The following is a 21,783-nucleotide window of genomic DNA, read 5'->3' on the forward strand; positions in this document are numbered from 1 at the left end:
GGCCGGCTACCCGTCGTCGCCTTGGTAGGCCATCACCCCACCAACAAGCTGATAGGCCGCGGGCTCATCCTGCACCGCCGGAGCTTTCCACCACCGACCATGCGGTCAGCGGTCGTATCCGGTATTAGACCCCGTTTCCAGGGCTTGTCCCAGAGTGCAGGGCAGATTGCCCACGTGTTACTCACCCGTTCGCCACTAATCCCCTCCCGAAGGAGGTTCATCGTTCGACTTGCATGTGTTAAGCACGCCGCCAGCGTTCGTCCTGAGCCAGGATCAAACTCTCCGTGAATGTTTACCGGTCATCCGGTGCACACATCACGAGAGCGGAACGACCAGGCGGAATAAGCCCGGCCGTTCACAGCGTCCTCGCTGTGTATTTCAAAGGAACCTCATCCAGGACCACAAAGATCCGTGGACGGGGTTGTTTTATAGTCTGGCGTTGACTTTTGGCACGCTGTTGAGTTCTCAAGGAACGGACGCTTCCTTTGTACTCACCCGAGAGACTCTCTCAGGCTTTCCTCCGGGCGCTTCCCTTCGGTGTTTCCAACCTTACCAGATCCGTTTTCCGTTCCGTTTCCGGCCCGGATTCGAAATCCGATCCCCTGTTGGCGGGGTGTCCACCACTTTAGCGGAATTTCCCGCCGGCTCTCAAATCGAGCCGTGAAGTCCGAATCCGGCACGCAAAAGCGCAACGGAAACAAGACCCCTTCGGGGATCCCTCGTCAGTAGTGGTTGTGCCGCTCACCGGTGCAGACGCCCATGGCGCTGCCCCCGTCTCCAGCGGCTCGGGCTACGTTAGGCGCTCGGCTGCCAGGAGTCAAGCACCGGCTCCCGGTTCGTCAGACGTCGCTGGTGGCGCGGTTCTTGCCGCGGTTGCGCGGCACGTGGGCCCGGTAGGGGCTCACGGTCGGGTCGCCGTCGATCCAGAAACGCCAGGGGTGGAGGGCGCCCTCGCCGCCGACGCCCGTCCGGGGGCCGTTGCGGATGTGGTCGGTGAGGGCGGGGGTGCCCTGGAGTACGGAGAGGGGGGACGCGGGGCCGGCGCAGAGGTCGGTGCCGTTCAGGGTGCGGTCCACGTCCAGGGCGGTCGCGAGGCGGGCCGGGCCCTGGGCGAGGTCGCGATCGTTGCGGGATTTCGGGCGGCGGGCCCGGGCCAGGTCGTGGCCGGTGAGGATCTCGCCGGCGCGCAGCAGCACACCACTGGCCGTTCCCTCGGGGCCGCAGACCAGGTTGAGGCTGAACCACATGCCGTAGATGAAGTACACGTACGCGTGGCCGGGCGGGCCGAACATGGACGCGTTGCGCTCCGTCCGCCCCCGGTAGGCGTGCGAGCCGGGGTCCAGCTCGCCCGCGTAGGCCTCCACCTCGGTGATGCGGAGCTCGATCGGACCGTCGGGGCTCGTGCGGACCAGGGTGCGTCCGAGCAGGTCGGGCGCCACCTCCAGCACGGGGCGGTCGAAGAAGGTGCGGGCAAGCGGGGTGCGGTGGTCGGAGGAGGACATGCGGGCCGAGGGTACTGGACCGGACGGCGAAGTGCGGGGGCGCCGATGCCCTCCGGCCGGGTCGGGTAGGGGTGGAAGAGGCGGGTCGGGAAGGGGTGGAAGAGGGGGGTGAAGGGAGAGCGGACGCGCCGGGAGTGAGTGGGAGCGGCTCGGGAGCCTGCCGGCGGCGGAGTCGCGGGACCCCGCCCCCGGCTCCCGTCTCCCGGCGGCGTCCCCGGGCGGTCACGTCAGCAGGACCGCCAGCGGGCTCTCCCGGTCGCGCCAGAAGCCGACCGCGTCGTCGAGGATCGTCGCCGCCGTCGCCGCCGTGTCCGGGGCGGCCCTCCGGAAGGCGTCCCAGTCCTCCGCCAGGAGCAGGTAGCCGCGGGGGTCGCCGTCCTTGCGCCACCAGGACAGGTCCGTGAGGCAGTCGGCGAGGGCGTCCCAGTTGTGGCCGAACCAGCCAGGGAAGGCCAGGTCGGCGGCGCAGCGGTCGAGGAAGGCCGCCTTGCCGTCGACGTCCCTCAGGCGGAGCCGGGCGGTGTGCCAGCCGGCTTCGGCGGCGAGCTTCGCCGCGTGGGAGGGCGATTCGGTGACGGGCAGCCGGTAGACGCCCGGCGGGAGGGTGCCGTCGAGGAGTCCGGGCACGCCGGGAGCGGGGAGGTCGCTGGTCGTACCGGTCGTCATGGTTGCACCACCGCTTCGAATGTCTTGTAGTGATCGCCGGTGTAGTAGCGCTCGGAGTGGCTGCCGGTGACGATGCGGCGTGCGCCGCGGTTGCGCGCGTCCGGGGTCGGGACGGTGTACTCGTGGTAATACCCGCGCGGTTGCCTGGGCAGGCGGTTCTCGTAGTTGCCGAAGACCGTGCCGTCCTTGGGGTAGGGGAACGGTCCTCCCTTCGCGATGAGTTCGAGGGTGCGCCGGGCTTCGGGGGGAAGTCTGTCCGGGGTGACGGTCTTCATGCCCTTGGCCCAGGAGGGCGTCGGGCCTGTGCCCCGGGAGCCGCCGTCGGCGGAGCCGTGGGGTGATGTCGTCGTCTTCCCGGTTTTGCCGTGGCCGCCGGACGAGCAGGCGGGGAGGAGGAACAGGGGCAGGGCGGTGAGGAGGACCGTCAGGGTGCGCAGGGCACGGCCGGAGGGTCGTCGTCCGCGTCGTCGTGACACGTGTCGGGACACCTGTCGAAGCACACGTCGAAGCACGCGCCTTATGGTCGCAGGCCGAGCCGTCCCGGCCTCGTTAGGCTGGCGCTTTCACAGGTCCGCTTCACATGTCCGTACGTTTCCGGAGGTGTCACCGTGTCATCCGTGTCCGATGAGCAGGGCCGTCCGCCGCTCCCCCACGACTTCCTGCCGCCCGTGCCCGCGTTCACCGTGGTGAGCGACGACGTCCGGCCGGGTGGCCGGCTCGCCGACGCGCAGACGCACGGCGGCGCCAACCGTTCTCCGCACCTGCGGTGGGAGGGCTTCCCGGCGGAGACCCGGAGTTTCGCCGTCACGTGTTTCGACCCGGACGCCCCGACGGGCAGCGGGTTCTGGCACTGGGTGCTGTTCGACATCCCGGCGGACGTCACCGAGCTGCCCGCCGGTGCGGGCGGCGGCGAGATGAAGGGGCTGCCCGCGGGCGCGGTGCACGTCAGGAACGACTACGGGACGCGTGACTTCGGCGGTGCCGCGCCGCCGCCGGGGGACGGCCCGCACCGCTATGTGTTCACCGTGTACGCGGTGGACCAGGAGAAGCTGGGGCCCGACGCGGACGTCTCGCCCGCCGTCGTCGGCTTCAACCTGCGCTTCCACACGCTGGCCCGGGCGCAACTGATCGGCGAGTACGAGATCCCGGCGAACGGCTGATCCGGCGCCGCGGCCGGGTGGCCGGGCCGTCCGGCCACCCGGTCGCGATGGTCAGGGCGACCAGGGGCGACCAGGGCGGCCGGTTCCGGCCACCGGCCCGGCATCCCCCCGGGCGGCCGGATAATCCGTTGCGCCGCCTCGCCTCCGGCCCGCACAGTGGTGGAGGCCGACGGTTTCGCATGCGGCCGTCGGGCAGCGGATACCGCAGGGCGGGGACGGTTCGGCGCGTCGCGCGCCGGTCGTCTGCCGGAGTCCCGGGCGTGGGCCCGGGGTGGCCGCGTCCGCTGCCGTACGCTCCGGGCCCGGTTTCGACACGGGGGAAGGGCCCGGAGCGTCCCCGGCCAGCGCTGCCGACTTCCGGGCTCTCGCGTCACCTCACTTGTCCCGCTGCCCTCGTCCGTTTCAACTCCCTTTCGCACAGCGAAAATTGCGTTGTCGCCTTCCGGCCCTCCCGGCACAGTTGAGCCATCTCCGCCGCCACCGGGGCGCGGGGACGGCCGGGAGGTGGAACGGAAATGCGGGAGACGCTGGTCCTGAACGCGAGCTTCGAGCCGCTGGCGACGGTCTCGCCGCGGCGCGCCGTGGTGCTCGTGATGCAGGACAAGGCCGTCGTGGAACAGGCCCGCCCCGGGCCTCGCCTCCGCGCCTCCACGGTGGAGGTACCGGTGCCCCAAGTGATCAGGTTGCGCCGGTACGTCCGGGTGCCGTTCCGAAGACGCGCGCCGTGGTCCCGTCGGGGGGTGCTGGTGCGCGACCGGCACCGGTGCGCGTACTGCGGACGGCGCGCCACGACGGTGGACCACGTGGTGCCGCGGTCCCGCGGCGGCGGGAACACCTGGCTGAACACCGTCGCCGCCTGCGCGGAGGACAACCACCGCAAGGCGGACCGGACGCCGGAGCAGGCGGGGATGCGGCTGCTGCGGCGGCCGTTCGAGCCGACGCCCTCCGACGCGCTGTTGCTGGCGGTGGGTGCGTACGACGGGGGGCGGCTGCCGGGGTGGCCGGCGGTCCCCGCCGCGTGAGGCGTGCGCGTGAAGCGTGCGCGGAAGGGGCAGGGGTGCGGGGCTTCTCGTGGGCGGCCCGCACCCCCTGCCGTGCTACCCGCGCAGCAGCATTTGCGTGATGGCGACGACGCCCACCACCACGATGACGCCGCGCAGGACCTGTGGTCGCAGGCGGCGTGCGACGCGGGCGCCCAGTTGGCCGCCCAGTGTGGAGCCGGCGGCGATCAGCAGGACGGCCGTCCAGTCGATGTGGGCGACGAAGAGGAAGAAGAGGGCGGCGACGCCGTTGACGACGACACCGAGCACGTTCTTGAGCGCGTTGACGCGCTGGAGGTCGTCGTCGAGGAGCAGGCCCATCAGGGAGAGGTACAGGACGCCCTGGGCCGCGCCGAAGTAGCCGCCGTAGGCGCTGGCGAGGAGCAGGCCGAGGAGGAGGGCCACGCCGCCGTCGGTGTGCGGCCGGGTTCCGGTGCGTTCCCGGCGCCGGGCGAGGGCGCGGGCGAGGCGGGGCTGGAGGACGACGAGGACCAGGGCCAGGGCGATGAGGGCGGGGACGATCGCGTCGAACGCCTTGGACGGCAGGGTGAGCAGCAGGGCCGCTCCGGTGAGGCCGCCGGCCAGAGCGACGAGACCGAAGCGGATGATGCGCCCTCGCTGGCCGCGTAGTTCGCGGCGGTAGCCGACGACGCCGCTGATGTTGCCGGTGACGAGGCCGAGGGTGTTGGAGACGTTGGCGGTGACCGGTGGCAGTCCGGTGGCGAGGAGCACCGGGAAGGTGAAGAGGGTTCCGGAGCCGACGACGACGTTGATGGTGCCGGCCCCGATGCCGGCCACGAAGACCGCGAGTGCTTCCCAGATGGACAAGGCCATCTCCTTAGGATCGGTACGACGCCTCCCCGCCGTGAGAGGTCGGGGGGCCGCACCGATCATGCACGAGAACCGCCGGTAAAGCGATGACCTGGGGAAGCCGTTCGCCGCGTGGGGAGTTGGGCTCGTGCGGGGCTTCCGGTCAGTCGATCGGCGGGCGTTCGCGGCGCGGGTTCTCCTTGGTGCCGGCGGACTTGCCGCCGCCGCCCATGGGGCCGAAGTTGCCGACGGCTCCGCTGAGGCCCTTGAGGGCGTCGCCGATCTCGCTGGGCACGATCCAGAGCTTGTTGGCGTCGCCTTCGGCGATCTTCGGGAGCATCTGGAGGTACTGGTAGGAGAGCAGCTTCTCGTCGGGGTCGCCGGCGTGGATGGACTCGAAGACCGTGCGGATGGCCTGGGCCTCGCCCTCGGCGCGGAGCGCGGCGGCCTTGGCCTCGCCCTCGGCGCGGAGGATCGCGGACTGCTTCTCGCCCTCGGCGGTGAGGATCTGGGACTGGCGGATGCCCTCGGCGGTGAGGATGGCGGCGCGCTTGTCCCGGTCGGCGCGCATCTGCTTCTCCATCGAGTCCTGGATGGAGGTGGGCGGTTCGATCGCCTTGAGCTCGACGCGGTTGACGCGGATGCCCCACTTGCCGGTCGCCTCGTCGAGGACGCCGCGCAGCGCCGCGTTGATCTCCTCGCGGGAGGTGAGGGTCCGCTCCAGGTCCATGCCGCCGATGATGTTGCGGAGGGTGGTGACGGTGAGCTGCTCGATGGCCTGGATGAAGCTGGACACCTCGTAGGTCGCGGCACGCGCGTCGGTCACCTGGTAGTAGATGACGGTGTCGATGTTGACGACGAGGTTGTCCTGGGTGATGACCGGCTGCGGCGGGAAGGGCACGACCTGTTCGCGGAGGTCGATGCGGTTGCGGATGGAGTCGATGAACGGGACGACGATGTTGAGGCCGGCGTTGAGCGTGCGGGTGTAGCGGCCGAAGCGCTCGACGATGGCGGCGCTGGCCTGTGGGATGACCTGCACTGTCTTCATGAGGGCGATGAAGACGAGCACCACCAGGATGATCAGGACGATGATGATCGCCATGTCGTGGCTCCTCGTGCCTTTCTCGTGGGTCGGCCGGCCGTCGCTCGGACGGGATCCGCGTGTTGAGGGAGTCTGTCAGAACCGGCGGTGCCGCGCAGGTGCCGGACCGGGATCCGTCACATCGCCGCTCCCCCTCCGCCGTGGACGGCCGTCCGTCGTACGGCCCCTGTGCGTACGCCCGTTGCCGACGCGGCGTCCACTCCGGGCGGGCGCCTCACATCACCACCGCCGTCGCGCCGTCGATGTCGACGACGTCCACCTGCTCCCCCACCTCGTAGGTCCGCTCACCGTCGAGGGAGCGCGCCGACCAGATCTCGCCCGCCAGCTTGATGCGTCCGCCCTGGCCGTCGACCCGTTCCAGGACGACGGCCTGGCGGCCCTTCAGGGCCTCGACACCCGAGGTGTGCGTGGGCCGGCCGGAGCGCTGCCGGTTGGCGATCGGCCGCACCACGGCGATCAGGGCGACGGAGACGACGGCGAAGACGACGAACTGCAGCACCATGCCGCCCCCGAGGGCGGTCGTGACGGAGGCGGCGACGGCCCCGATCGCCAGCATGCCGAACTCCGGCATCGCGGTGACGACCAGGGGAATGCCCAGACCGACGGCGGCCACGAGCCACCACGCCCATGTGTTCACGTGGTCATGGTAGGCGCGGGGACCCGGTCACCGACAGGGCTCCTCGGTCCCCCGGGAGGAGGGGCCGCGGAGCCCGGCGGGGTCAGGAGAGCGGCAGGCCGTGGGCGGTCCAGCGGTCGCCGCGGCTCTCGACGACCAGCGGGAGGCCGAAGCACTTCGACAGGTTGCGGGAGGTGAGTTCGAGCTCGATGGGGCCGGCGGCGAGCACCTTGCCCTGACGGATCATCAGGACGTGGGTGAAGCCGGGGGCGATCTCCTCGACGTGGTGGGTGACCATGATCATGGACGGCGCGAGCGGGTCGCGGGCGAGCCGGCCGAGGCGGCGCACCAGGTCCTCGCGGCCGCCGAGGTCGAGGCCCGCGGCGGGCTCGTCCAGCATCAGCAGCTCGGGGTCGATCATCATCGCGCGGGCGATGAGGGTGCGCTTGCGCTCGCCCTCGGAGAGGGTGCCGAACTTGCGGTCCAGGTACTCGGTCATGCCGAGGACGTCGAGGAACGCGCGGGCGCGCTGCTCGTCCACCGCCTCGTAGTCCTCGCGCCAGGTGGCCGTCATGCCGTAGGCGGCGGTGAGCACCGTCTGCAGGACGGTCTGGCTGCGCGGCAGCTTGTCGGCCAGGCCGATGCCGGCGATGCCGATGCGCGGGCGCAGCTCGAAGACGTCCACGGCGCCGAGCTTCTCGCCGAGGATGCGCGCGGTGCCCTTGGTCGGGAACAGGTAGCTGGAGGCGACATTCAGGAGGGTGGTCTTGCCCGCGCCGTTGGGGCCGAGGATGACCCAGCGCTCCCCCTCCTTGACCGACCAGGAGACCTGGTCCACCAGAGCCCGGCCCTCGCGGACCACGGATACGTCCACCAGTTCCAGCACATCGCTCATGAGCGCGTTGTCTCCCATTGCAGTTCGTCGTCGCTGGCGCCTGTCGGCGCAGCCCCCAGGGAAAACCTACGCCACCGGCCGTCATCGCCGGTCCCTAGGCTGGGGCCCATGCTCGACGAACATCGATCGGGGCGCCTCACCGCGTGGGGAAACGCCCTTCTTGCCGGTTATGTCTCACCTGATGACGCTGCGCACCACATCACGGGGAGTGACGCGATCCACCGGGTGACCGGCCTGCCGGGCGAGTCCGGCCCGGTGGGGCTGACCCTCGCCCTGGGCCGGCTGCGCGCGCTGGGGGCCACCGGGCTGCGGCTGGCGCTGCCGGTGCCGGGCCATCCGCTGGGGCTGAGCGGACCGCCGGAGTTCAACGCGCTCGCCATCGAGGCGGAGGAGGCGGTCCTGGCCCCCGAGGCGGGAGTGGGGCTGGTGCCCGAGGTGCGGACGGCGGGTTCCGGGTCGGACGCCGCCGACCTGCACGTGGAGGTCGTCTGGCGGTGCGCGCCGGTGCGCGACGCGCCGCCCGCGGACGTGCCGTCGCTCGGCGAGGCGGAGCGGGAGCTGGCCGAGGCGCTGCGCGAGGCGACGGAGGTGCTGACACGGCTCGACGTGGCGGGATCGGGCCCGGTGGCCCGGGCCGCGCTGGAGGCCTACCGGGCGCGGGCCGAACGGGACCGCGCGATCCTGGCCCCCGGATACCCGCAGCGCGCGGCGCGGGTACTGGAGCTGGCGCAGCGGGTGGGCGCGCTGGTCGACCTGGCGTACGGGACGGGGGACGGCGGTGGCCGGGAGCACGGCGGCGCGATGAGCGCGTCGGAGATCGCGGCCCGGGCGGCGGCCCTGCGGCCGGTGGAACGGACGGCCCGGCGGGCCCGGGTGGCGGCGTACAACGCGCCGGTGGAGCGACGGGAGCGGGACCGGCCGTAGCCCGGGCGGGACCGGCCGCGGGCCGGTGCGGGCCGGTCGTGGCCCGGAAGGGATCGGCTGCCGTCCGGTGCGGACCGGCCGGGGTCCGGAAGGGACCGGCCGTAGCCCGGAGAGGACCGGTCGGGGTCCGGACAGGGGGAGGCCCCGCGAGCCGTGTGGTCCGCGGGGCCTTCCTGAGTGTCACTTGACGACGCAGACGTTCCCGAACGTCGGGTTCAGGATCCCGAGCAGGATGTCGACCGTGTTGCCGCAGGCGTTGATCGGGACGTCCAGGGGGATCTGGATGACGTTGCCCGAGATGACGCCGGGCGAGCCCTTGGTGACACCGTGGGCGGTGGCACCGTCGCTGTCGTGCGCGGCTGCGGTGCCGACGGAAGCGCCGACGGCTACGCCTGCCGCGGCCAGGACGAGGGCGGCCTTTTTGGCACTGTTCATGGGTGTCTTCCTTTGCTGGTGACCTCGCGGCCCCGGTGACGGAGTCGCGCCCTGATGAACGCCATCACTCCGCCGACGGCACGCCGATCGCGGAGTTTGCCCTCATTCGGACGATTGATCACCCTCGAAGCCGGCCCCGCCGAAGCGGGGCCGACCGTCCGGAAGCGCCTGCCGAACGCCGCCGTTACGCGTCGGTTACTCGTTGACGCACACGTTGCCGTGGGTCGGGTTCATCGAACCGATCACGCTGACGGTGTTGTTGCAGAGGTTCACCGGGATGGTGACCGGCACCTGGACGACGTTGCCGGAGACGACGCCGGGGCTGTTCTTGGCGATGGCACCGGCGGCCGGGGCTCCCCCGTGGGCCGACGCGATGCCGGCACCGGCGAGGGCGAGACCGCCGGCCGCGATCGTGACGGCAGCGGCCTTCTTCATGTTCTTCACTCTTCCTCTGACCTTCCTGGAACGTTGCCGCGGCCAGCCGCCGCGGCTACGTCATGGAGAACGGGCCACCGCCGATCGGGTTTCTGGGGTCTCCCGACAATCACACGACCGCATGAATCAATCGCCGGAATGAGACGTTCCGGTGACGGCTCGGTCCGTCGCGCGGCCGGCCGGGCGGTCAGTCGCCGATGCCGTGCCGGACGGCCCACAGGGCCGCCTGGGTGCGGTCGGCGAGGTCGAGCTTCATCAGGATGTTGGAGACGTGCGTCTTGACCGTCTTCTCCGACAGCACCAGCGCCCGCGCGATCTCCCGGTTGGACCGGCCGTCCGCGATCAGCGCGAGGACCTCCCGCTCCCGCTCGGTCAGCGCGTTGCCCCGGCCCTGCGAGCCGCCCGTGTCGTCCTGCGCCAGCAGCGCGCCGGCCACCTCGGACTGGAGGAGCACGTGCCCGGCGTGTACCGAGCGGATGGCGCCGGCGAGCGCGTCGGGGTCGACGTCCTTGTACACGTAGCCCGCCGCGCCGGCCTTCAGGGCCGGGATCACCGTGCGCTGCTCGGTGAAGCTGGTGACGACCAGCACCCGGGCCGGGCTGTCCAGGGCGCGCAGTCTGCGCAGCGCCTCGATGCCGTCCGTGCCGGGCATCTTCACGTCCATGAGGATCACGTCGGGCGACAGCTCCTCGGCCCGTGCCACGCCCTCGGCGCCGTCGCCGGCCTCCCCGACGACCTCGATGTCGTCCTGGATCTCCAGGAAGGTGCGCAGCCCCTTGCGGACCACCTGGTGGTCGTCGACCAGCAGCACCCGGATCGTCCGGTCGCTCGCGGCCCCCTGTTTCCCCTGTGCGTTCTCTTCAGCCACCGGGCACCTCCATCTCGATCGCGGTGCCCTCGCCGGGCTCCGATTCCACCGTCAGCCTGCCGCCGACCCCGTTGGCCCGGTCGCGCATGGAGACCAGGCCGAGGTGCCGGCCGGCCCGCCGGACCGCGGAGGGGTCGAATCCGCTTCCGTCGTCGGCCACCCGCAGCACGGCGCCCTGCCCGCGCCGGGCGAGGGTGACGTCGACGTGCGCGGCGCCGGAGTGGCGCAGCGCGTTGTGCAGCGCCTCCTGGGCCACCCGCAGCAGTGCCTCCTCCTGGGCGGACGGCAGGGCCCGCATGCCGTGCGAGGAGAAGGAGACGTGCGCGGCGTGCGCCCGGTCGAGCACCTTGACCTGGGTGCGCAGGGTGGCGACGAGCCCGTCCTCGTCCAGTCCGGCCGGGCGCAGCTCGACGACGGCGGCGCGCAGCTCGTCGGTGGCCTCGGCGGCGAGCCGGGTGACCTGGTGGAGCTCGTCCTTGGCGCGGGCCGGGTCGCGGTCCACCAGGGCGGTGGCGGCCTGGGCGGTCAGGCGCAGGGAGAACAGCTTCTGCGCCACGGCGTCGTGCAGCTCGTGGGCCAGGCGGGCGCGCTCCCCGGCGATGGTCAGCTCGCGGCTGCGCTCGTAGAGGCGGGCGTTGGTCAGGGCGATGGCGGCGTGCTGGGCGAGGACGGAGAGGAGCTCCTCGTCCTCCTCGGTGAAGGCGCAGCCGCCCGGGGGGCACTTCCGCGTCCCCTCCTCCCCCGCCCGGTTGGCGAGGAAGAGGACGCCGAGGTTCTCGTCGCCGTCGGCGATCGGCATGCCGATGAAATCGGACATGTCGGGGTGGGCGTCGGGCCAGCCGCCGAAGCGCGGGTCCTCACGGACGTCGGGCAGCCGCTGCGGCGCCTTCTCCTGGAGCATCGCGGCGAGGATGCCGTGCTGGCGGGGCAGCGGGCCGATGGCCTTCCACTCCTCCTCGCTGACGCCGTCGACGACGAACTGGGCGAAGCCGCCGTGGTCGTCGGGGACCCCGAGGGCGGCGTACCGGGCCCCGAGGAGTTCGCGGGCGGAGACGACGATGGTCTTGAGGACGTCGCGGACTTCCAGGTGTCTGCTCATGGCGAGGATCGCGGTGCTCACGGCGGGCAGGCCGGAGCGGGGGCCTTGGCTCATGCGGCCACCGTAACCGGCGGTGATCCACCGGCGGATCGGGCCGCGGGTGGCCGGAGGTTGGGCCACGCGCCCTAGGCCGAAGGGCCCTGCCGGCGCCAGACTCGGTCCATGTCGACCTCTGTGCAGTGGACACCCACCCATGGCGAGCCCTACCGGCCGGTGCCCTACCGGCCCGCGCGGATGCCCGCCGAGGAGTCGCTCGCCCGCGCCGCCGAGCTGCGGGAGCGGATGGCGGGCCGCAGGACCGTGCGCCGGTTCTCCACCGATCCCGTACCGGAGCGCGTGGTGCGGGACGCGATAGCGTGCGCCGCCACCGCGCCGTCCGGGGCGCACCAGCAGCCGTGGACGTTCGTCCTGGTGAAGGACCCCGAGGTCCGGGCGCGGATCCGGGCGGCGGCTGAGGAGGAGGAGCGCGTCTCGTACGCCGGGCGGCTCGGCGAGGAGTGGCTGGCGGCGCTGCGGCCGCTGGGCACGGACGAGGTGAAGCCGCACCTGACGGACGCGCCGGCGCTGATCGTGGTCTTTCAGCAGCGGTACTGGCTGGGGCCGGACGGGGAGCGGCGCAAGCACTACTACGTGGACGAGTCGGTGGGCATCGCCGTCGGGATGCTGCTGTCGGCACTGCACCTGGCCGGACTGGCGGCACTGGTGCACACGCCGAGTCCGATGCGGTTCCTCGGGGAGGTGCTGGGGCGGCCGGTGAACGAGAAGGCGTTCGCGGTGATCCCGGTGGGGTATCCGGCGGACGACTGCCGGGTGCCAGATCTGGTGCGGAAGAGTCTGGACCAGGTGCTGGTCGAGGTGTGATCCGCCGGGTCCGGGGAAGGGTCCGGCGCGAGCCCCGGGAAGACCCCGGGTGACGGCTCCCGGAACGCCTCGGGGCCGGTCCGGAGACCGGTCTCGGGCCTGCCCCCGCACCGGTCCGCGAGCCGGCCCTGGGGAGCGTCCGAAAACACGGTACACACGGTGCGGAGGCGGTCACACCGAGTGCGACGGAGCGCTGCTCGGTGTGACGCCGCGCATAGGACGCACATCACCTACGACACGCGGTAGTGGAAGCGTAAAACCGCCATAAGAGGGGTGCTGAGCGGGTGCGGGACCCGGCCGGGGGTGCCGCACCGAAAGCGCCGACAACGAAGTCGGATAGTACGTCACACCTTTGCCAGCGCATTTTGCAGCCGCTAACAATTGCCCCGTCGCAGGGCGCCGTAGATCGAGAAACGGCGCTTCATCCGCGCCGATCCGGGCCACTGCGACTCACGCGATTGGAAGAGGTTCAGCACAGTCATGCGCTCCACCGTCTCCGGCTATAGCCGTCTCACCAAGGTCCACAAGTTCTCCGCCGCGGGCATCGCCGCGGCCGGCGTGGCGGCACTGGCGCTCGCCGTCGTCCCGAGCGGCTCCTCCGAAGGTGAGCAGCAGGCCGCGATCGGCGTGAAGCCCGTCGCGTGGAACGCCAAGGCGTTCGACACCGCGGCCCAGCGTGACGAGCTGGTGAAGCAGTCGGACACCGCCGCGGGCAAGGCCCGTGCGGAGGCCGAGGCCAAGAAGAAGGCCGCCGCCGAGGCGAAGGCCAAGGCCGACAAGGAGCGCGCCGAGAAGGAGGCCGCGAGCCGGTCCGCCGCGCGCCGGCCGGTCCAGGCCGCGCCCGCCGCGCCGGCCAAGCCCGCCGCCCCGGCCCCGAAGGCCTACGCGAACAACCTCGACGGCTGGATCCGCGAGGCCCTGGACATCATGAAGGCCAAGGGCATCCCGGGCAGCTACGACGGCATCTACCGCAACATCATGCGGGAGTCGACGGGCAACCCGCAGGCCATCAACAACTGGGACTCGAACGCCGCCGCGGGCATCCCCTCCAAGGGCCTGCTCCAGGTGATCGACCCGACCTTCAAGGCGTACCACGTCGAGGGCACCTCCTGGGACATCTACGACCCGGTCGCCAACATCACCGCCGCCTGCAACTACGCGGCCGCGGTCTACGGCTCGATGGACAACGTCAACTCGGCCTACTGAGCCGACCGAAGACGCCATACGAAAAGGGCGGTGACACCCGGTTTCCCGGGTGCCACCGCCCTTTTTGCCGTCGCAATTCCCATCGGGGATTCCCGCTTTTCCCGATGGCCTTTCGCGTTACTTCCGCATGACCTCGGGTTCGTGCCGGCGCAGCAGTCGGGCGACCGCGAAGCCGCAGGCGACGCCGAGCGCGAGGAGGACGAACAGGTCGATGCCCCACTGGGCGACGCTGTGCTCCCAGAGCGGGTCGAGGTTGGTCGGGTCGTTCTTGTCGAAGGGCGCCATGAGGTGGGAGAGGTCCAGCGTGGCGCCGGCGGCGCCGATGGCCCAGCGGGAGGGCATCAGCCAGGCGACCTGCTCGACACCGGGGGCGTCGTAGACCTTGAACATGATGCCGGTGAAGACGACCTGGACGATCGCGAACATCACCAGCAGCGGCATGGTCTTCTCCGCGGTCTTCACCAGGGAGGAGATGACGAGGCCGATCATCATCGAGGTGAAGCCCAGCCCGATGATCACCAGGCAGAGCTCGGCGGCCGGGAGCGCCTTGAGGATCAGGCCCTCCGCGGGCAGCTTCCGGACGGAGAAGCCGATGGCACAGATGATCACGCCCTGCACCGCGGTGATCGCGCCCAACACGATGACCTTGGACATCAGGTAGGCGGACCGGGAGAGGCCGACCGCCCGTTCCCGCTCGTAGATCACCCGTTCCTTGATGAGCTCACGGACGGAGTTGGCGGCTCCGGAGAAGCACATGCCGACCGCGAGGATCAGCATGATCGTGCCGGCGTCCTGGTTGTGGCCCTTGGGGGGCGCCGAGAGCCCGAAGTCGGACGGGATCACACAGCTCACGCCGCCGAGGACGGCGGGCAGGATGAGCATCAGGCCCATGAAGCCGCGGTCGGAGGCGATGACCGAGACGTAGCGGCGCATCAGCGTCCACAACTGGGAGCCCCAGCTCTGGGCCTTGTGCGGCCGGACCATCTGCGGCTGGACGTGGACCGACTGCGGGGCGACGGCGTCGATGTCCGCGGCGTACATCTGGTAGTGCTGTGAGCCCTTCCAGCGGCCCGCCCAGTCGTAGTCGCGGTAGTTCTCGAACGCCGAGAAGACGTCGGCCCAGGTCTCGTAGCCGAAGAAGTTGAGCGCCTCCTCGGGCGGGCCGAAGTAGGCGACGGAGCCGCCGGGGGCCATGACCAGCAGCTTGTCGCAGAGGGCCAGCTCGGCGACGGAGTGGGTGACGACCAGGACCGTGCGGCCGTCGTCGGCGAGGCCGCGCAGCAACTGCATCACGTCGCGGTCCATGCCCGGGTCCAGGCCCGAGGTCGGCTCGTCCAGGAAGATCAGCGACGGCTTGGTCAGCAGCTCCAGGGCGACGGAGACGCGCTTGCGCTGGCCGCCGGAGAGCGAGGTGACCTTCTTGTCCTTGTGGACGTCGAGCTTGAGCTCGCGGAGCACCTCGTCGATGCGGGCCTCGCGCTCGGCGGGCGCGGTGTCGCCGGGGAAGCGGAGCTTGGCGGCGTAGCGGAGCGCCTTCCGGACGGTGAGCTCCTTGTGCAGGATGTCGTCCTGCGGAACCAGACCGATGCGCTGCCGGAGCTCGGCGAACTGCTTGTACAGGTTCCGGTTGTCGTAGAGGACGTCACCCTGGTTGGCGGGCCGGTAGCCGGTCAGCGCCTTGAGCAGGGTGGACTTGCCGGATCCCGACGGGCCGATGACGGCGATCAGCGACTTCTCGGGGACGCCGAAGGAGACGTCCTTGAGGATCTGCTTGCCGCCGTCCACGGTGACGGTCAGGTGGCGGGCCGAGAAGGAGACGTCGCCGGTGTCGACGAACTCCTCCAGCCGGTCGCCGACGAGCCGGAACGTGGAGTGACCGACGCCGACGATGTCCTGCGGGCCGATGATCTGCTGCCGGACCGGCTGGCCGTTGACGTAGGTGCCGTTGTGGCTGCCCAGGTCGACGATCTCGAAACGGCCGTCGGAGGTGGCCCGGAACTCGGCGTGGTAGCGGGAGACCTGGAGGTCGGCGACGACCAGCTCGTTCTCCAGCGCACGACCGATGCGCATCACCCGGCCCTGGGCGAGCTGGTGGAACGTCGTCGGGCTGCGGTCGCCGTAGACGGGCGGAGCACCGGCTCCCGCGCCCTGGCCCGGCCGGTCCTGCTCCGGCGAGGACGCCTGGTGCGGGATGTGGGGCTGGGGCTGCTGCGCCTGCTGGGGCTGCTGCCACGGCGCCTGGGCGGCGGCCTGCGGCTGCTGCCAGCCCCCGTGGGGTTGCTGGTACTGCGGCTGCTGCGGGTACTGCTGGGGTCCGCCGTGCGGGGGCTGCTGCCACATGCCCGGGGCCGGCTGCTGCGGCGCGGGCGCCGCGTGGCCCGGCTGGGCCGCCAGCGCGGTCTGCGCGCTGTACAGGTCACCGGCGGCGGGCGCCGCGGCGGCACCGGCGGCGCTCAGCCGCGGACCGTCGGTCGCGTTGCCCAGGTGGACGACCGAGCCGGGGCCGATCTCCACCTGGTGGACCCGCTGCCCCTGCGCATAGGTGCCGTTGGTGCTGCCCTGATCCTCGAGCACCCAACTGCGCCCGTTCCAGCGGACGATGGCGTGCCGCCACGAGACCCTGGCGTCCTCCAGCACCATGTCGCCCTGCGGATCGCGTCCGAGGGTGTACGACCGGGACGGATCGAGCGTCCAGGTCTGTCCATTCAATTCCAGTACGAGTTCAGGCACTCCATGCCCCACTACTTGTCCCCCGATGTACCCCCTGCACAGGGAGTCTAGGGATGGCGAACATCGGGAGGAACTATTTCAGGCACAGTCCCCGATCGAAAGTCGGGGACGGGCGCCCCCCGCCTCCCGGGCGCCGTTGACGTGCCGGAAACACCACCGGAGAGTGGTAATCACCCACGGCCGCGCGGGAGTCACTCACTCCGCGGGCATGGGGCCGGGGCGGAGGCGGACCGGGGGGCCGTGATGACCATCACCAGCGGACGGCGTCCCGCGCGGGGGATCCACATGATCGTCTTCGCGGTGGCGGGAGTGGGCTGGGCCTTCCTCGCCATGGCGGGGGTCGCGGCCCTGGGGCTGCACCTCCTGGGCGCGGACGCGGCCGGGGAGCTCGGGCCGATGACGGCCGCGGTGACCGTCCTCGCGGTCGGCGGGTCCGTCGCACCCTCGGGGGCCCTGGACGCGTTCGGGATCCGGGGCGCCGACGCGCACACCACCATCGAGCTGATGCCCCTCGGGGTGAGCCTGGTGGGCGCGCTGGTGCTCGGCTGGTCGTTCGCCCGGTCGCTGCGGGCGGCGGGGCCGGTGATCGGCGGGCGTGAACTCGCGCTGCGTGCCGGGTCGGTGGTCGCGGTGTTCCTGCTGCTGGTCGGCGGGCTGGCGTGGGCCGGCTCCTCCATTCTCACCTTTCAGGGCGAAGGGCTCGGCCTCGGTGACGCGGCGCGACACGGCCCGAAACTGGAGATCCCCGGCGTCGGGGACATCGGCGACATCGGGGACATCGGAGGCGGCCTCGCCGACCGGCTGGCCGACCTCGCCCGGGCCAAGGCGGACATCGGCTTCTCGGTGCGGACCGGGCCCTCCCTGCTGGGCGGCGCGGTCTGGGTGGCGGCGGTACTGCTGGTCGCCGTACTCGCCGCGCGCCGGGCCCCGCTGCCCCCCGGAGCCGGCGCCCTGCACCGGACGGTACGGCCGGCGGCCTCGGCGCTGTGCTCCGTCCTCGTGCTGACCGTCGCCGCCGGCTGGGCCGCGGCGCTGGTCGCGGCGGCCGGCGACGACCACCCCCGGCGGGTCCTGGGCGGCGCGCTGCTCGGGGCGCCGAACGGGGTGTGGCTCGGACTGCCCCTCGGCCTCTTCGTGCCCTGGCACGGCCGGGCCGCCGGGTCCCTGACGAAAGTGCTCCCCGACCCGCTGGACGACCTGCTGGCCGGAGGCACCGACCGGCCGGTCACGGTGGCCCGGCTCGCGGAGTACGACGGGCGGGTGTGGCTGCTGGCGGTCGCCTGCGCGGTGGCCGTACTCCTGGCCGGAGTGCTCACCGCGGTGCGGACGCCCCGGGGGGTGCGGGCGGCGCGGGGCGCGGGGCGCGCGCGGGGGGCGGGGCGCGCGCGGGGTGCGGTGGCTGCGGCTGCGGCGTACGCGGGCCGGTGCGGCCTCGCGCTGGGCGCGGCGACGGCCGTGGCACTGCCCCTGCTCGTCCTGGCGACGCGGGTGAAGGCGGACGCGGCGCTTTCGGTACTGGGCGTCGACGCGGTGGGCGCCGGGCTCGACCTGCGCGGCAACGCGCTCCTCGCGGTGCTCCTGGGAGCGGCATGGGGCCTCACGGCCGGGACGATGGGCGGGCTGCTCGCCTGCGCCACGGGAGCCGCGGGGCGAGGGGCGGCGGCGTACGCGCGGCGGGAAGAGGAGAGGAAGGAAAAGAGGACGGAGGAGAAGGCGGAGGAGAGGGAAGGCGGGTGGGGGCGGGAGGCATGGGAGCCACGGGAGAATTGGGAGACAGGGGAGGCGGGAACCGGGCGGGCCGATGAGTGGAACGGCTCCGGCCACGGTGAGGCCGGGTACGGGTGGGCGAAGGGGGCCGGCGGGGAGCCGGGGGATCCGAGCGGCGGGACGCTGGGGAATGCGGCCGGCGGGACGACGGGGCATCCGCCCGGCGGGACGCCAGGGGGCTCATCCGGCGGGAGGCTGGAGAATCCGAGCGGCGGGAGGCCGGGGAGCCCAGCCGGCGGGACGCAGGGGAATCCGAGCGGCGGGACGCAGGGAGGCCCTTCCGGCGGGGCGCCGGGGGGCCCATCCGGCAGGGCGCCGGGGGACGTGCCCGGGCCGCACCGGCCGTCGCCCGGCTATCGGCCGGCGCGGGACGAGACCAACCCTTACCTGCGTCCGCGGCCCGGCTCCCGGGCTGGTTCCGAATCTGAGGCTGCGGCTGGGGCTGGGTCTAGGTATGGGTCCGGGCCTGAGCCCGGGCCCAGGCCCGGATCTGAGTCCGGGTCCAGGTCTCGGTCTGGGCTCGGGCCTAGGTCCGGGCCCGGGTCCAGGCCCGGGTCTGAGTCTGGGTCCGGGTCTGGGCCCGAATCCGGGTCCAGGCCTGAGTCTGGGTCCGGGTCTGGGCCCGGGCCTGAGTCCAAGTCTGGGTCCGAGTCCAAGCCCGAATCCGGGTCCAGGTCCGAGTCTGAGTCTGGGTCCGGGTCTGGGTCCGAGCCCGGGCCTGAGTCCGGAGCTAGGTCTCGGACCGGATCTGGATCTGGGCCAGGGACAGGGTCTGGGTCAGGGAACGGACCTGAGTCCGGGTCCCCGTCCGGGGCCGAGTCCAGGTCCGGACCCGGGGCAAAACCCGGTGCTTCGGCGGGGGCGGGGGCGGGGCATCCGGTCGATCCTTGGTCCGTCACCGCGCCGGGTGGTCCTTCCGGTGGTCCTTCCGGTCCCTCTTCCGGCTCGTCGCGGGGGCGTCCGCGCCGTCCGTATGGGAGTCCGCCCCCGCCGCCGCCTCCTCCGCCACCGGCACCCCGGAGGTGGCCGGGCCCGGACGGGCGGCCGCCGCGCCGGTAGCCGCGCGGTGAACAGTCGTCCCGCCGCACGCCTCCCCCTGCGACCGCCTCTCGGGCACCGGATACGGTAGAAGGACCATGAGCGCACCGTTGCCCCCGCCCGTCACCCCCGCCGCCGGTGACGACGTGCCCACCCTCCTCGTCAAGATCTTCGGAAAGGACCGGCCGGGCATCACCGCCGGCCTTTTCGACACGCTCGCCGCCTACGCGGTCGACGTCGTGGACATCGAACAGGTCGTCACCCGGGGCCGGATCACCCTGTGCGCGCTCGTCACCGCGCCCGCCGGAGGCCCCGCGGCCGAGGGCGGCCTGCGGGCGACCGTGCATAGCTGGGCCGAGTCCATGCACCTCCAGACGGAGATCATCTCGGGCCGGGGTGACAACAGGCCGCGTGGCACGGGCCGTTCCCACGTCACCGTGCTGGGGCACCCGCTCACCGCGGAGTCCACGGCCGCCATCGCGGCCCGTATCACCGGCACCGGCGGCAACATCGACCGTATCTTCCGCCTCGCCAAATACCCCGTGACAGCGGTGGAGTTCGCGGTCTCCGGTGCCGGGACGGAGGAGCTGCGTACCGCGCTGGCGATCGAGGCGGCGAGGCTCGGGGTGGACGTGGCCGTCGTGGCGGCCGGGTTGCAGCGGCGGGCGCAGCGCCTGGTGGTGATGGACGTCGACTCGACGCTGATCCAGGACGAGGTCATCGAACTGTTCGCGGCCCACGCGGGCTGTGAGGCCGAGGTGGCCGAGGTGACCGCCCGCGCGATGCGCGGCGAGCTGGACTTCGAACAGTCGTTGCACGCGCGGGTGGCGCTCCTGGAGGGGCTGCCCGAGTCGGTGGTGGACAAGGTGCGCGCGGAGGTGCAGCTCACGCCGGGGGCGCGGACCCTGATCCGCACCCTGAAGCGGCTGGGCTTCCAGGTGGGCGTGGTCTCCGGCGGTTTCACGCAGGTCACGGACGATCTGCGGGAGCGGCTGGGCCTGGACTTCGCCTCGGCCAACACGCTGGAGATCGTGGACGGCCGGCTGACCGGCCGGGTCACCGGCGAGATCGTGGACCGGGCGGGCAAGGCACGGCTGCTCCGCCGGTTCGCCGCCGAGGCCGGAGTGCCGCTCTCCCAGACCGTGGCGATCGGCGACGGCGCGAACGACCTCGACATGCTCAACGCGGCCGGCCTGGGTGTGGCCTTCAACGCCAAGCCGGTGGTGCGGGAGGCGGCGCACACGGCGGTGAACGTGCCGTTCCTGGACACGGTGCTGTATCTGCTGGGCGTCACCCGCGAAGAGGTGGAGGCGGCCAACACGCACGAGTGACACCGGGGTGTCACTCGTCCGCTTCCCCGCTCCCCCACTCCCTCGCTTCCCCGCCGCCGGTGCCGCTGATGCCGCTCCGTCGGCCGGCGCCGGGTGGACGGCGGACACCCGCATGGGTGCCGGCCTCCGTCTCCGGCCCCGCCTGGGGTTCCTTACGGGTCCACGGGGTTACGTCAGGCGTGCGGCGTCCAGAAGGCGGCCAGGCGGCCGACCCCGTGCTCGACGCTCTTCCACGAACCGGTGAAAGTGATCACCGCCATGGCCGAGGTGGGGTACCCCGAACGGTTCATTCGGGCCAGCAGGTCCCCCTCGGCCTCGCCCGAGAGGGCGTCCGCCAGGGCGTGCATACCCGGGTTGTGCCCCACGACGATGAGGTCGCCCACTTCGTCGGACACCTCGTTGAGCAGGGCGATCAGCTCGCCGAGCGACGCCTCGTACAGCCGCTCCTCGTACACCGTCCGGGGGCGCTGGGGGAGCTCGGAGACGGCGAGCTTCCAGGTTTCGCGGGTGCGGGCCGCCGTCGAACACAGGGCCAGGTCGGGCGCGACACCCGAGCCGGCGAGCCAGCGGCCCGCGACGGGAGCGTCCTTGCGCCCGCGGTCGGCGAGCGGTCGCTCGTGGTCGTCGACGTCGGACCATTCGGCCTTGGCGTGGCGGAAGAGGACGATCCTGCGGGTGATGTCGGCGCTCATGCCGTCCAGCTTCGCATGAAACCAGCCGTGAGGCGCGGGGTGTTGGGAGGCTTGCCCTCCTCGGGGTAACGCTTCACGATATCCAGTGCTCCAGGGTGTCCCGGGCGACGCGGACGACCTGCGCGACGGGGCTCGGCGCCGCGGCACGGTCGCTCTCCGCCGCCTGGGCCGCGGAGGCCTCCGGAACGGGGACGGCCAGCAGGAGGAAGAGCGCGGTGAAGGCCAGGGCGGGCAGCACCGCGGCCCACCACGGCAGGCGGGTCCGCGCGGTGTCTCGGGTGGGGGCGTGCCTGCCGGCGAGCATGATCTCCTCCGTGGGTCCGGTGCACCGCCGCGTCGCGGTGCACTACGAATCTACGGAGCGGGACCCCTGATATCCCATCCGGAAAGCCACCCACTTACCCCGGAGATACACCCCCTAGGGGACGGGGGTTAACCCCACCCCCCGGGGGGTGGGGGGAGCGTGCGTCGGCCGATCGTCGCTCGATCAGCCGGCGGCGATGGTCGCGATGATGCCGATGACGATGGTGATGCCGAGCATCGCGCCGAGGATGGTCAGAAGCGTCTTCTGACCGTTCTGGGGGTTGGGTTCGAGAACGGGCATGG

The 21,783-nt window shown here is 72.1% G+C and carries 22 protein-coding genes and 1 rRNA gene; 7 read left to right on the top strand and 16 right to left on the bottom strand.

Going from position 1 to position 21,783, the window contains the following annotated elements:
- From ACZ6X9_RS10965 to ACZ6X9_RS10980, 4 genes are all read right to left on the bottom strand, one after another.
- Positions 1–289 (bottom strand): 16S ribosomal RNA (locus ACZ6X9_RS10965); the annotation flags it as partial.
- A gap of 550 nt (positions 290–839) precedes the next feature.
- Complete coding sequence (locus tag ACZ6X9_RS10970) at positions 840–1,502, bottom strand: DNA-3-methyladenine glycosylase (RefSeq protein WP_469777688.1); 663 nt, start codon at positions 1,500–1,502, stop codon at positions 840–842.
- 222 nt (positions 1,503–1,724) lie between these two features.
- Positions 1,725–2,168 (bottom strand): barstar family protein, encoded by a 444-nt coding sequence (locus ACZ6X9_RS10975; RefSeq protein WP_469777689.1) that lies wholly within the window; start codon positions 2,166–2,168, stop codon positions 1,725–1,727.
- Positions 2,165–2,644 carry a guanyl-specific ribonuclease gene (locus ACZ6X9_RS10980; protein WP_469777690.1) on the bottom strand — a complete coding sequence of 160 codons (480 nt, stop codon included), beginning with the start codon at positions 2,642–2,644 and terminating at the stop codon, positions 2,165–2,167. Before ACZ6X9_RS10980 ends, ACZ6X9_RS10975 begins: the two co-directional genes overlap by 4 nt.
- Positions 2,645–2,785: 141 nt before the next feature.
- Between ACZ6X9_RS10980 and ACZ6X9_RS10985 the strand changes: the two genes are divergently transcribed.
- Both ACZ6X9_RS10985 and ACZ6X9_RS10990 read left to right on the top strand, forming a co-directional pair.
- Positions 2,786–3,328, top strand: coding sequence for a YbhB/YbcL family Raf kinase inhibitor-like protein (locus tag ACZ6X9_RS10985; protein WP_469777691.1), 543 nt, complete (start codon positions 2,786–2,788; stop codon positions 3,326–3,328).
- A gap of 515 nt (positions 3,329–3,843) precedes the next feature.
- A complete protein-coding gene (locus tag ACZ6X9_RS10990; protein WP_469777692.1) occupies positions 3,844–4,350 on the top strand; it encodes an HNH endonuclease in 507 nt (168 codons plus the stop codon).
- A 75-nt stretch (positions 4,351–4,425) separates the two neighbouring features.
- Here ACZ6X9_RS10990 and ACZ6X9_RS10995 read toward each other — a convergent pair whose 3' ends face one another.
- The 4 genes from ACZ6X9_RS10995 to ACZ6X9_RS11010 all read right to left on the bottom strand — a co-directional run bounded on the left by ACZ6X9_RS10995 (position 4,426) and on the right by ACZ6X9_RS11010 (position 7,809).
- Positions 4,426–5,196, bottom strand: coding sequence for a sulfite exporter TauE/SafE family protein (locus ACZ6X9_RS10995; protein ID WP_469777693.1), 771 nt, complete (start codon positions 5,194–5,196; stop codon positions 4,426–4,428).
- Positions 5,197–5,341: 145 nt separating this feature from the next.
- Positions 5,342–6,280: an SPFH domain-containing protein gene (locus ACZ6X9_RS11000; protein WP_469777694.1), complete on the bottom strand. Its 939-nt coding sequence runs from the start codon at positions 6,278–6,280 to the stop codon at positions 5,342–5,344.
- A gap of 214 nt (positions 6,281–6,494) precedes the next feature.
- Positions 6,495–6,917, bottom strand: coding sequence for an NfeD family protein (locus tag ACZ6X9_RS11005; RefSeq protein ID WP_469777695.1), 423 nt, complete (start codon positions 6,915–6,917; stop codon positions 6,495–6,497).
- 82 nt (positions 6,918–6,999) lie between these two features.
- Positions 7,000–7,809, bottom strand: a complete 810-nt coding sequence (locus tag ACZ6X9_RS11010; RefSeq protein ID WP_469777696.1) for an ABC transporter ATP-binding protein — start codon at positions 7,807–7,809, stop codon at positions 7,000–7,002.
- 90 nt (positions 7,810–7,899) lie between these two features.
- Between ACZ6X9_RS11010 and ACZ6X9_RS11015 the strand changes: the two genes are divergently transcribed.
- The gene (locus tag ACZ6X9_RS11015) at positions 7,900–8,715 is read left to right on the top strand and encodes a hypothetical protein (RefSeq protein ID WP_469777697.1); all 816 of its coding nucleotides are present in this window, start codon (positions 7,900–7,902) and stop codon (positions 8,713–8,715) included.
- A gap of 180 nt (positions 8,716–8,895) precedes the next feature.
- Here the strand turns inward: ACZ6X9_RS11015 and ACZ6X9_RS11020 are convergent, their stop codons facing one another.
- From ACZ6X9_RS11020 to ACZ6X9_RS11035, 4 genes are all read right to left on the bottom strand, one after another.
- On the bottom strand, positions 8,896–9,150 hold the full coding sequence (locus ACZ6X9_RS11020) for a chaplin (RefSeq protein ID WP_469777698.1): 255 nt from the start codon (positions 9,148–9,150) through the stop codon (positions 8,896–8,898).
- Positions 9,151–9,345: 195 nt separating this feature from the next.
- The gene (locus ACZ6X9_RS11025; protein WP_469777699.1) at positions 9,346–9,594 is read right to left on the bottom strand and encodes a chaplin; all 249 of its coding nucleotides are present in this window, start codon (positions 9,592–9,594) and stop codon (positions 9,346–9,348) included.
- Between the two features lie 178 nt (positions 9,595–9,772).
- On the bottom strand, positions 9,773–10,453 hold the full coding sequence (locus tag ACZ6X9_RS11030; RefSeq protein WP_469777700.1) for a response regulator: 681 nt from the start codon (positions 10,451–10,453) through the stop codon (positions 9,773–9,775).
- Positions 10,446–11,606: a GAF domain-containing sensor histidine kinase gene (locus tag ACZ6X9_RS11035; protein ID WP_469777701.1), complete on the bottom strand. Its 1,161-nt coding sequence runs from the start codon at positions 11,604–11,606 to the stop codon at positions 10,446–10,448. Before ACZ6X9_RS11035 ends, ACZ6X9_RS11030 begins: the two co-directional genes overlap by 8 nt.
- Before the next feature lie 108 nt (positions 11,607–11,714).
- On the opposite strand from ACZ6X9_RS11035, the gene ACZ6X9_RS11040 reads away from it, so the two are divergent.
- Both ACZ6X9_RS11040 and ACZ6X9_RS11045 read left to right on the top strand, forming a co-directional pair.
- Entirely contained in the window at positions 11,715–12,413 is a 699-nt protein-coding gene (locus ACZ6X9_RS11040; protein WP_469777702.1) for a nitroreductase family protein, read from the top strand.
- Between the two features lie 480 nt (positions 12,414–12,893).
- A complete protein-coding gene (locus tag ACZ6X9_RS11045; RefSeq protein WP_469777703.1) occupies positions 12,894–13,619 on the top strand; it encodes a transglycosylase SLT domain-containing protein in 726 nt (241 codons plus the stop codon).
- A 117-nt stretch (positions 13,620–13,736) separates the two neighbouring features.
- Here ACZ6X9_RS11045 and ACZ6X9_RS11050 read toward each other — a convergent pair whose 3' ends face one another.
- The gene (locus tag ACZ6X9_RS11050) at positions 13,737–16,349 is read right to left on the bottom strand and encodes an ABC transporter ATP-binding protein/permease (protein ID WP_469777704.1); all 2,613 of its coding nucleotides are present in this window, start codon (positions 16,347–16,349) and stop codon (positions 13,737–13,739) included.
- A gap of 330 nt (positions 16,350–16,679) precedes the next feature.
- Here ACZ6X9_RS11050 and ACZ6X9_RS11055 point away from each other — a divergent pair, with 330 nt between their 5' ends.
- A complete protein-coding gene (locus ACZ6X9_RS11055; RefSeq protein ID WP_469778626.1) occupies positions 16,680–19,175 on the top strand; it encodes a streptophobe family protein in 2,496 nt (831 codons plus the stop codon).
- Between the two features lie 77 nt (positions 19,176–19,252).
- The gene (serB, locus tag ACZ6X9_RS11060; protein ID WP_469777705.1) at positions 19,253–20,485 is read left to right on the top strand and encodes a phosphoserine phosphatase SerB; all 1,233 of its coding nucleotides are present in this window, start codon (positions 19,253–19,255) and stop codon (positions 20,483–20,485) included.
- 173 nt (positions 20,486–20,658) lie between these two features.
- Here serB and ACZ6X9_RS11065 read toward each other — a convergent pair whose 3' ends face one another.
- The 3 genes from ACZ6X9_RS11065 to ACZ6X9_RS11075 form a co-directional block, all read right to left on the bottom strand.
- Positions 20,659–21,177, bottom strand: a complete 519-nt coding sequence (locus tag ACZ6X9_RS11065; RefSeq protein WP_469777706.1) for a SixA phosphatase family protein — start codon at positions 21,175–21,177, stop codon at positions 20,659–20,661.
- Positions 21,178–21,250: 73 nt separating this feature from the next.
- Positions 21,251–21,481: a hypothetical protein gene (locus tag ACZ6X9_RS11070; RefSeq protein WP_469777707.1), complete on the bottom strand. Its 231-nt coding sequence runs from the start codon at positions 21,479–21,481 to the stop codon at positions 21,251–21,253.
- A 183-nt stretch (positions 21,482–21,664) separates the two neighbouring features.
- Complete coding sequence (locus ACZ6X9_RS11075) at positions 21,665–21,781, bottom strand: SGM_5486 family transporter-associated protein (protein ID WP_436781034.1); 117 nt, start codon at positions 21,779–21,781, stop codon at positions 21,665–21,667.
- Between the last annotated feature and the right edge of the window lie 2 nt (positions 21,782–21,783).

Source organism: Streptomyces sp. NPDC052910, from assembly GCF_055585605.1.

Coding starts and splice junctions, on each gene's coding strand:
- ACZ6X9_RS11055 (WP_469778626.1), top strand. CDS start 16,680: ATGGCGGGGGTCGCGGCCCTGGGGCTGCACCTCCTGGGCGCGGACGCG.
- ACZ6X9_RS11075 (WP_436781034.1), bottom strand. CDS start 21,781: ATGCCCGTTCTCGAACCCAACCCCCAGAACGGTCAGAAGACGCTTCTG.
- ACZ6X9_RS11065 (WP_469777706.1), bottom strand. CDS start 21,177: ATGAGCGCCGACATCACCCGCAGGATCGTCCTCTTCCGCCACGCCAAG.
- ACZ6X9_RS11010 (WP_469777696.1), bottom strand. CDS start 7,809: ATGGGAGACAACGCGCTCATGAGCGATGTGCTGGAACTGGTGGACGTA.
- serB (WP_469777705.1), top strand. CDS start 19,253: ATGAGCGCACCGTTGCCCCCGCCCGTCACCCCCGCCGCCGGTGACGAC.
- ACZ6X9_RS10975 (WP_469777689.1), bottom strand. CDS start 2,168: ATGACGACCGGTACGACCAGCGACCTCCCCGCTCCCGGCGTGCCCGGA.
- ACZ6X9_RS11015 (WP_469777697.1), top strand. CDS start 7,900: ATGCTCGACGAACATCGATCGGGGCGCCTCACCGCGTGGGGAAACGCC.
- ACZ6X9_RS11070 (WP_469777707.1), bottom strand. CDS start 21,481: ATGCTCGCCGGCAGGCACGCCCCCACCCGAGACACCGCGCGGACCCGC.
- ACZ6X9_RS10970 (WP_469777688.1), bottom strand. CDS start 1,502: ATGTCCTCCTCCGACCACCGCACCCCGCTTGCCCGCACCTTCTTCGAC.
- ACZ6X9_RS11040 (WP_469777702.1), top strand. CDS start 11,715: ATGTCGACCTCTGTGCAGTGGACACCCACCCATGGCGAGCCCTACCGG.
- ACZ6X9_RS11035 (WP_469777701.1), bottom strand. CDS start 11,606: ATGAGCCAAGGCCCCCGCTCCGGCCTGCCCGCCGTGAGCACCGCGATC.
- ACZ6X9_RS11020 (WP_469777698.1), bottom strand. CDS start 9,150: ATGAACAGTGCCAAAAAGGCCGCCCTCGTCCTGGCCGCGGCAGGCGTA.
- ACZ6X9_RS11045 (WP_469777703.1), top strand. CDS start 12,894: ATGCGCTCCACCGTCTCCGGCTATAGCCGTCTCACCAAGGTCCACAAG.
- ACZ6X9_RS10990 (WP_469777692.1), top strand. CDS start 3,844: ATGCGGGAGACGCTGGTCCTGAACGCGAGCTTCGAGCCGCTGGCGACG.
- ACZ6X9_RS11000 (WP_469777694.1), bottom strand. CDS start 6,280: ATGGCGATCATCATCGTCCTGATCATCCTGGTGGTGCTCGTCTTCATC.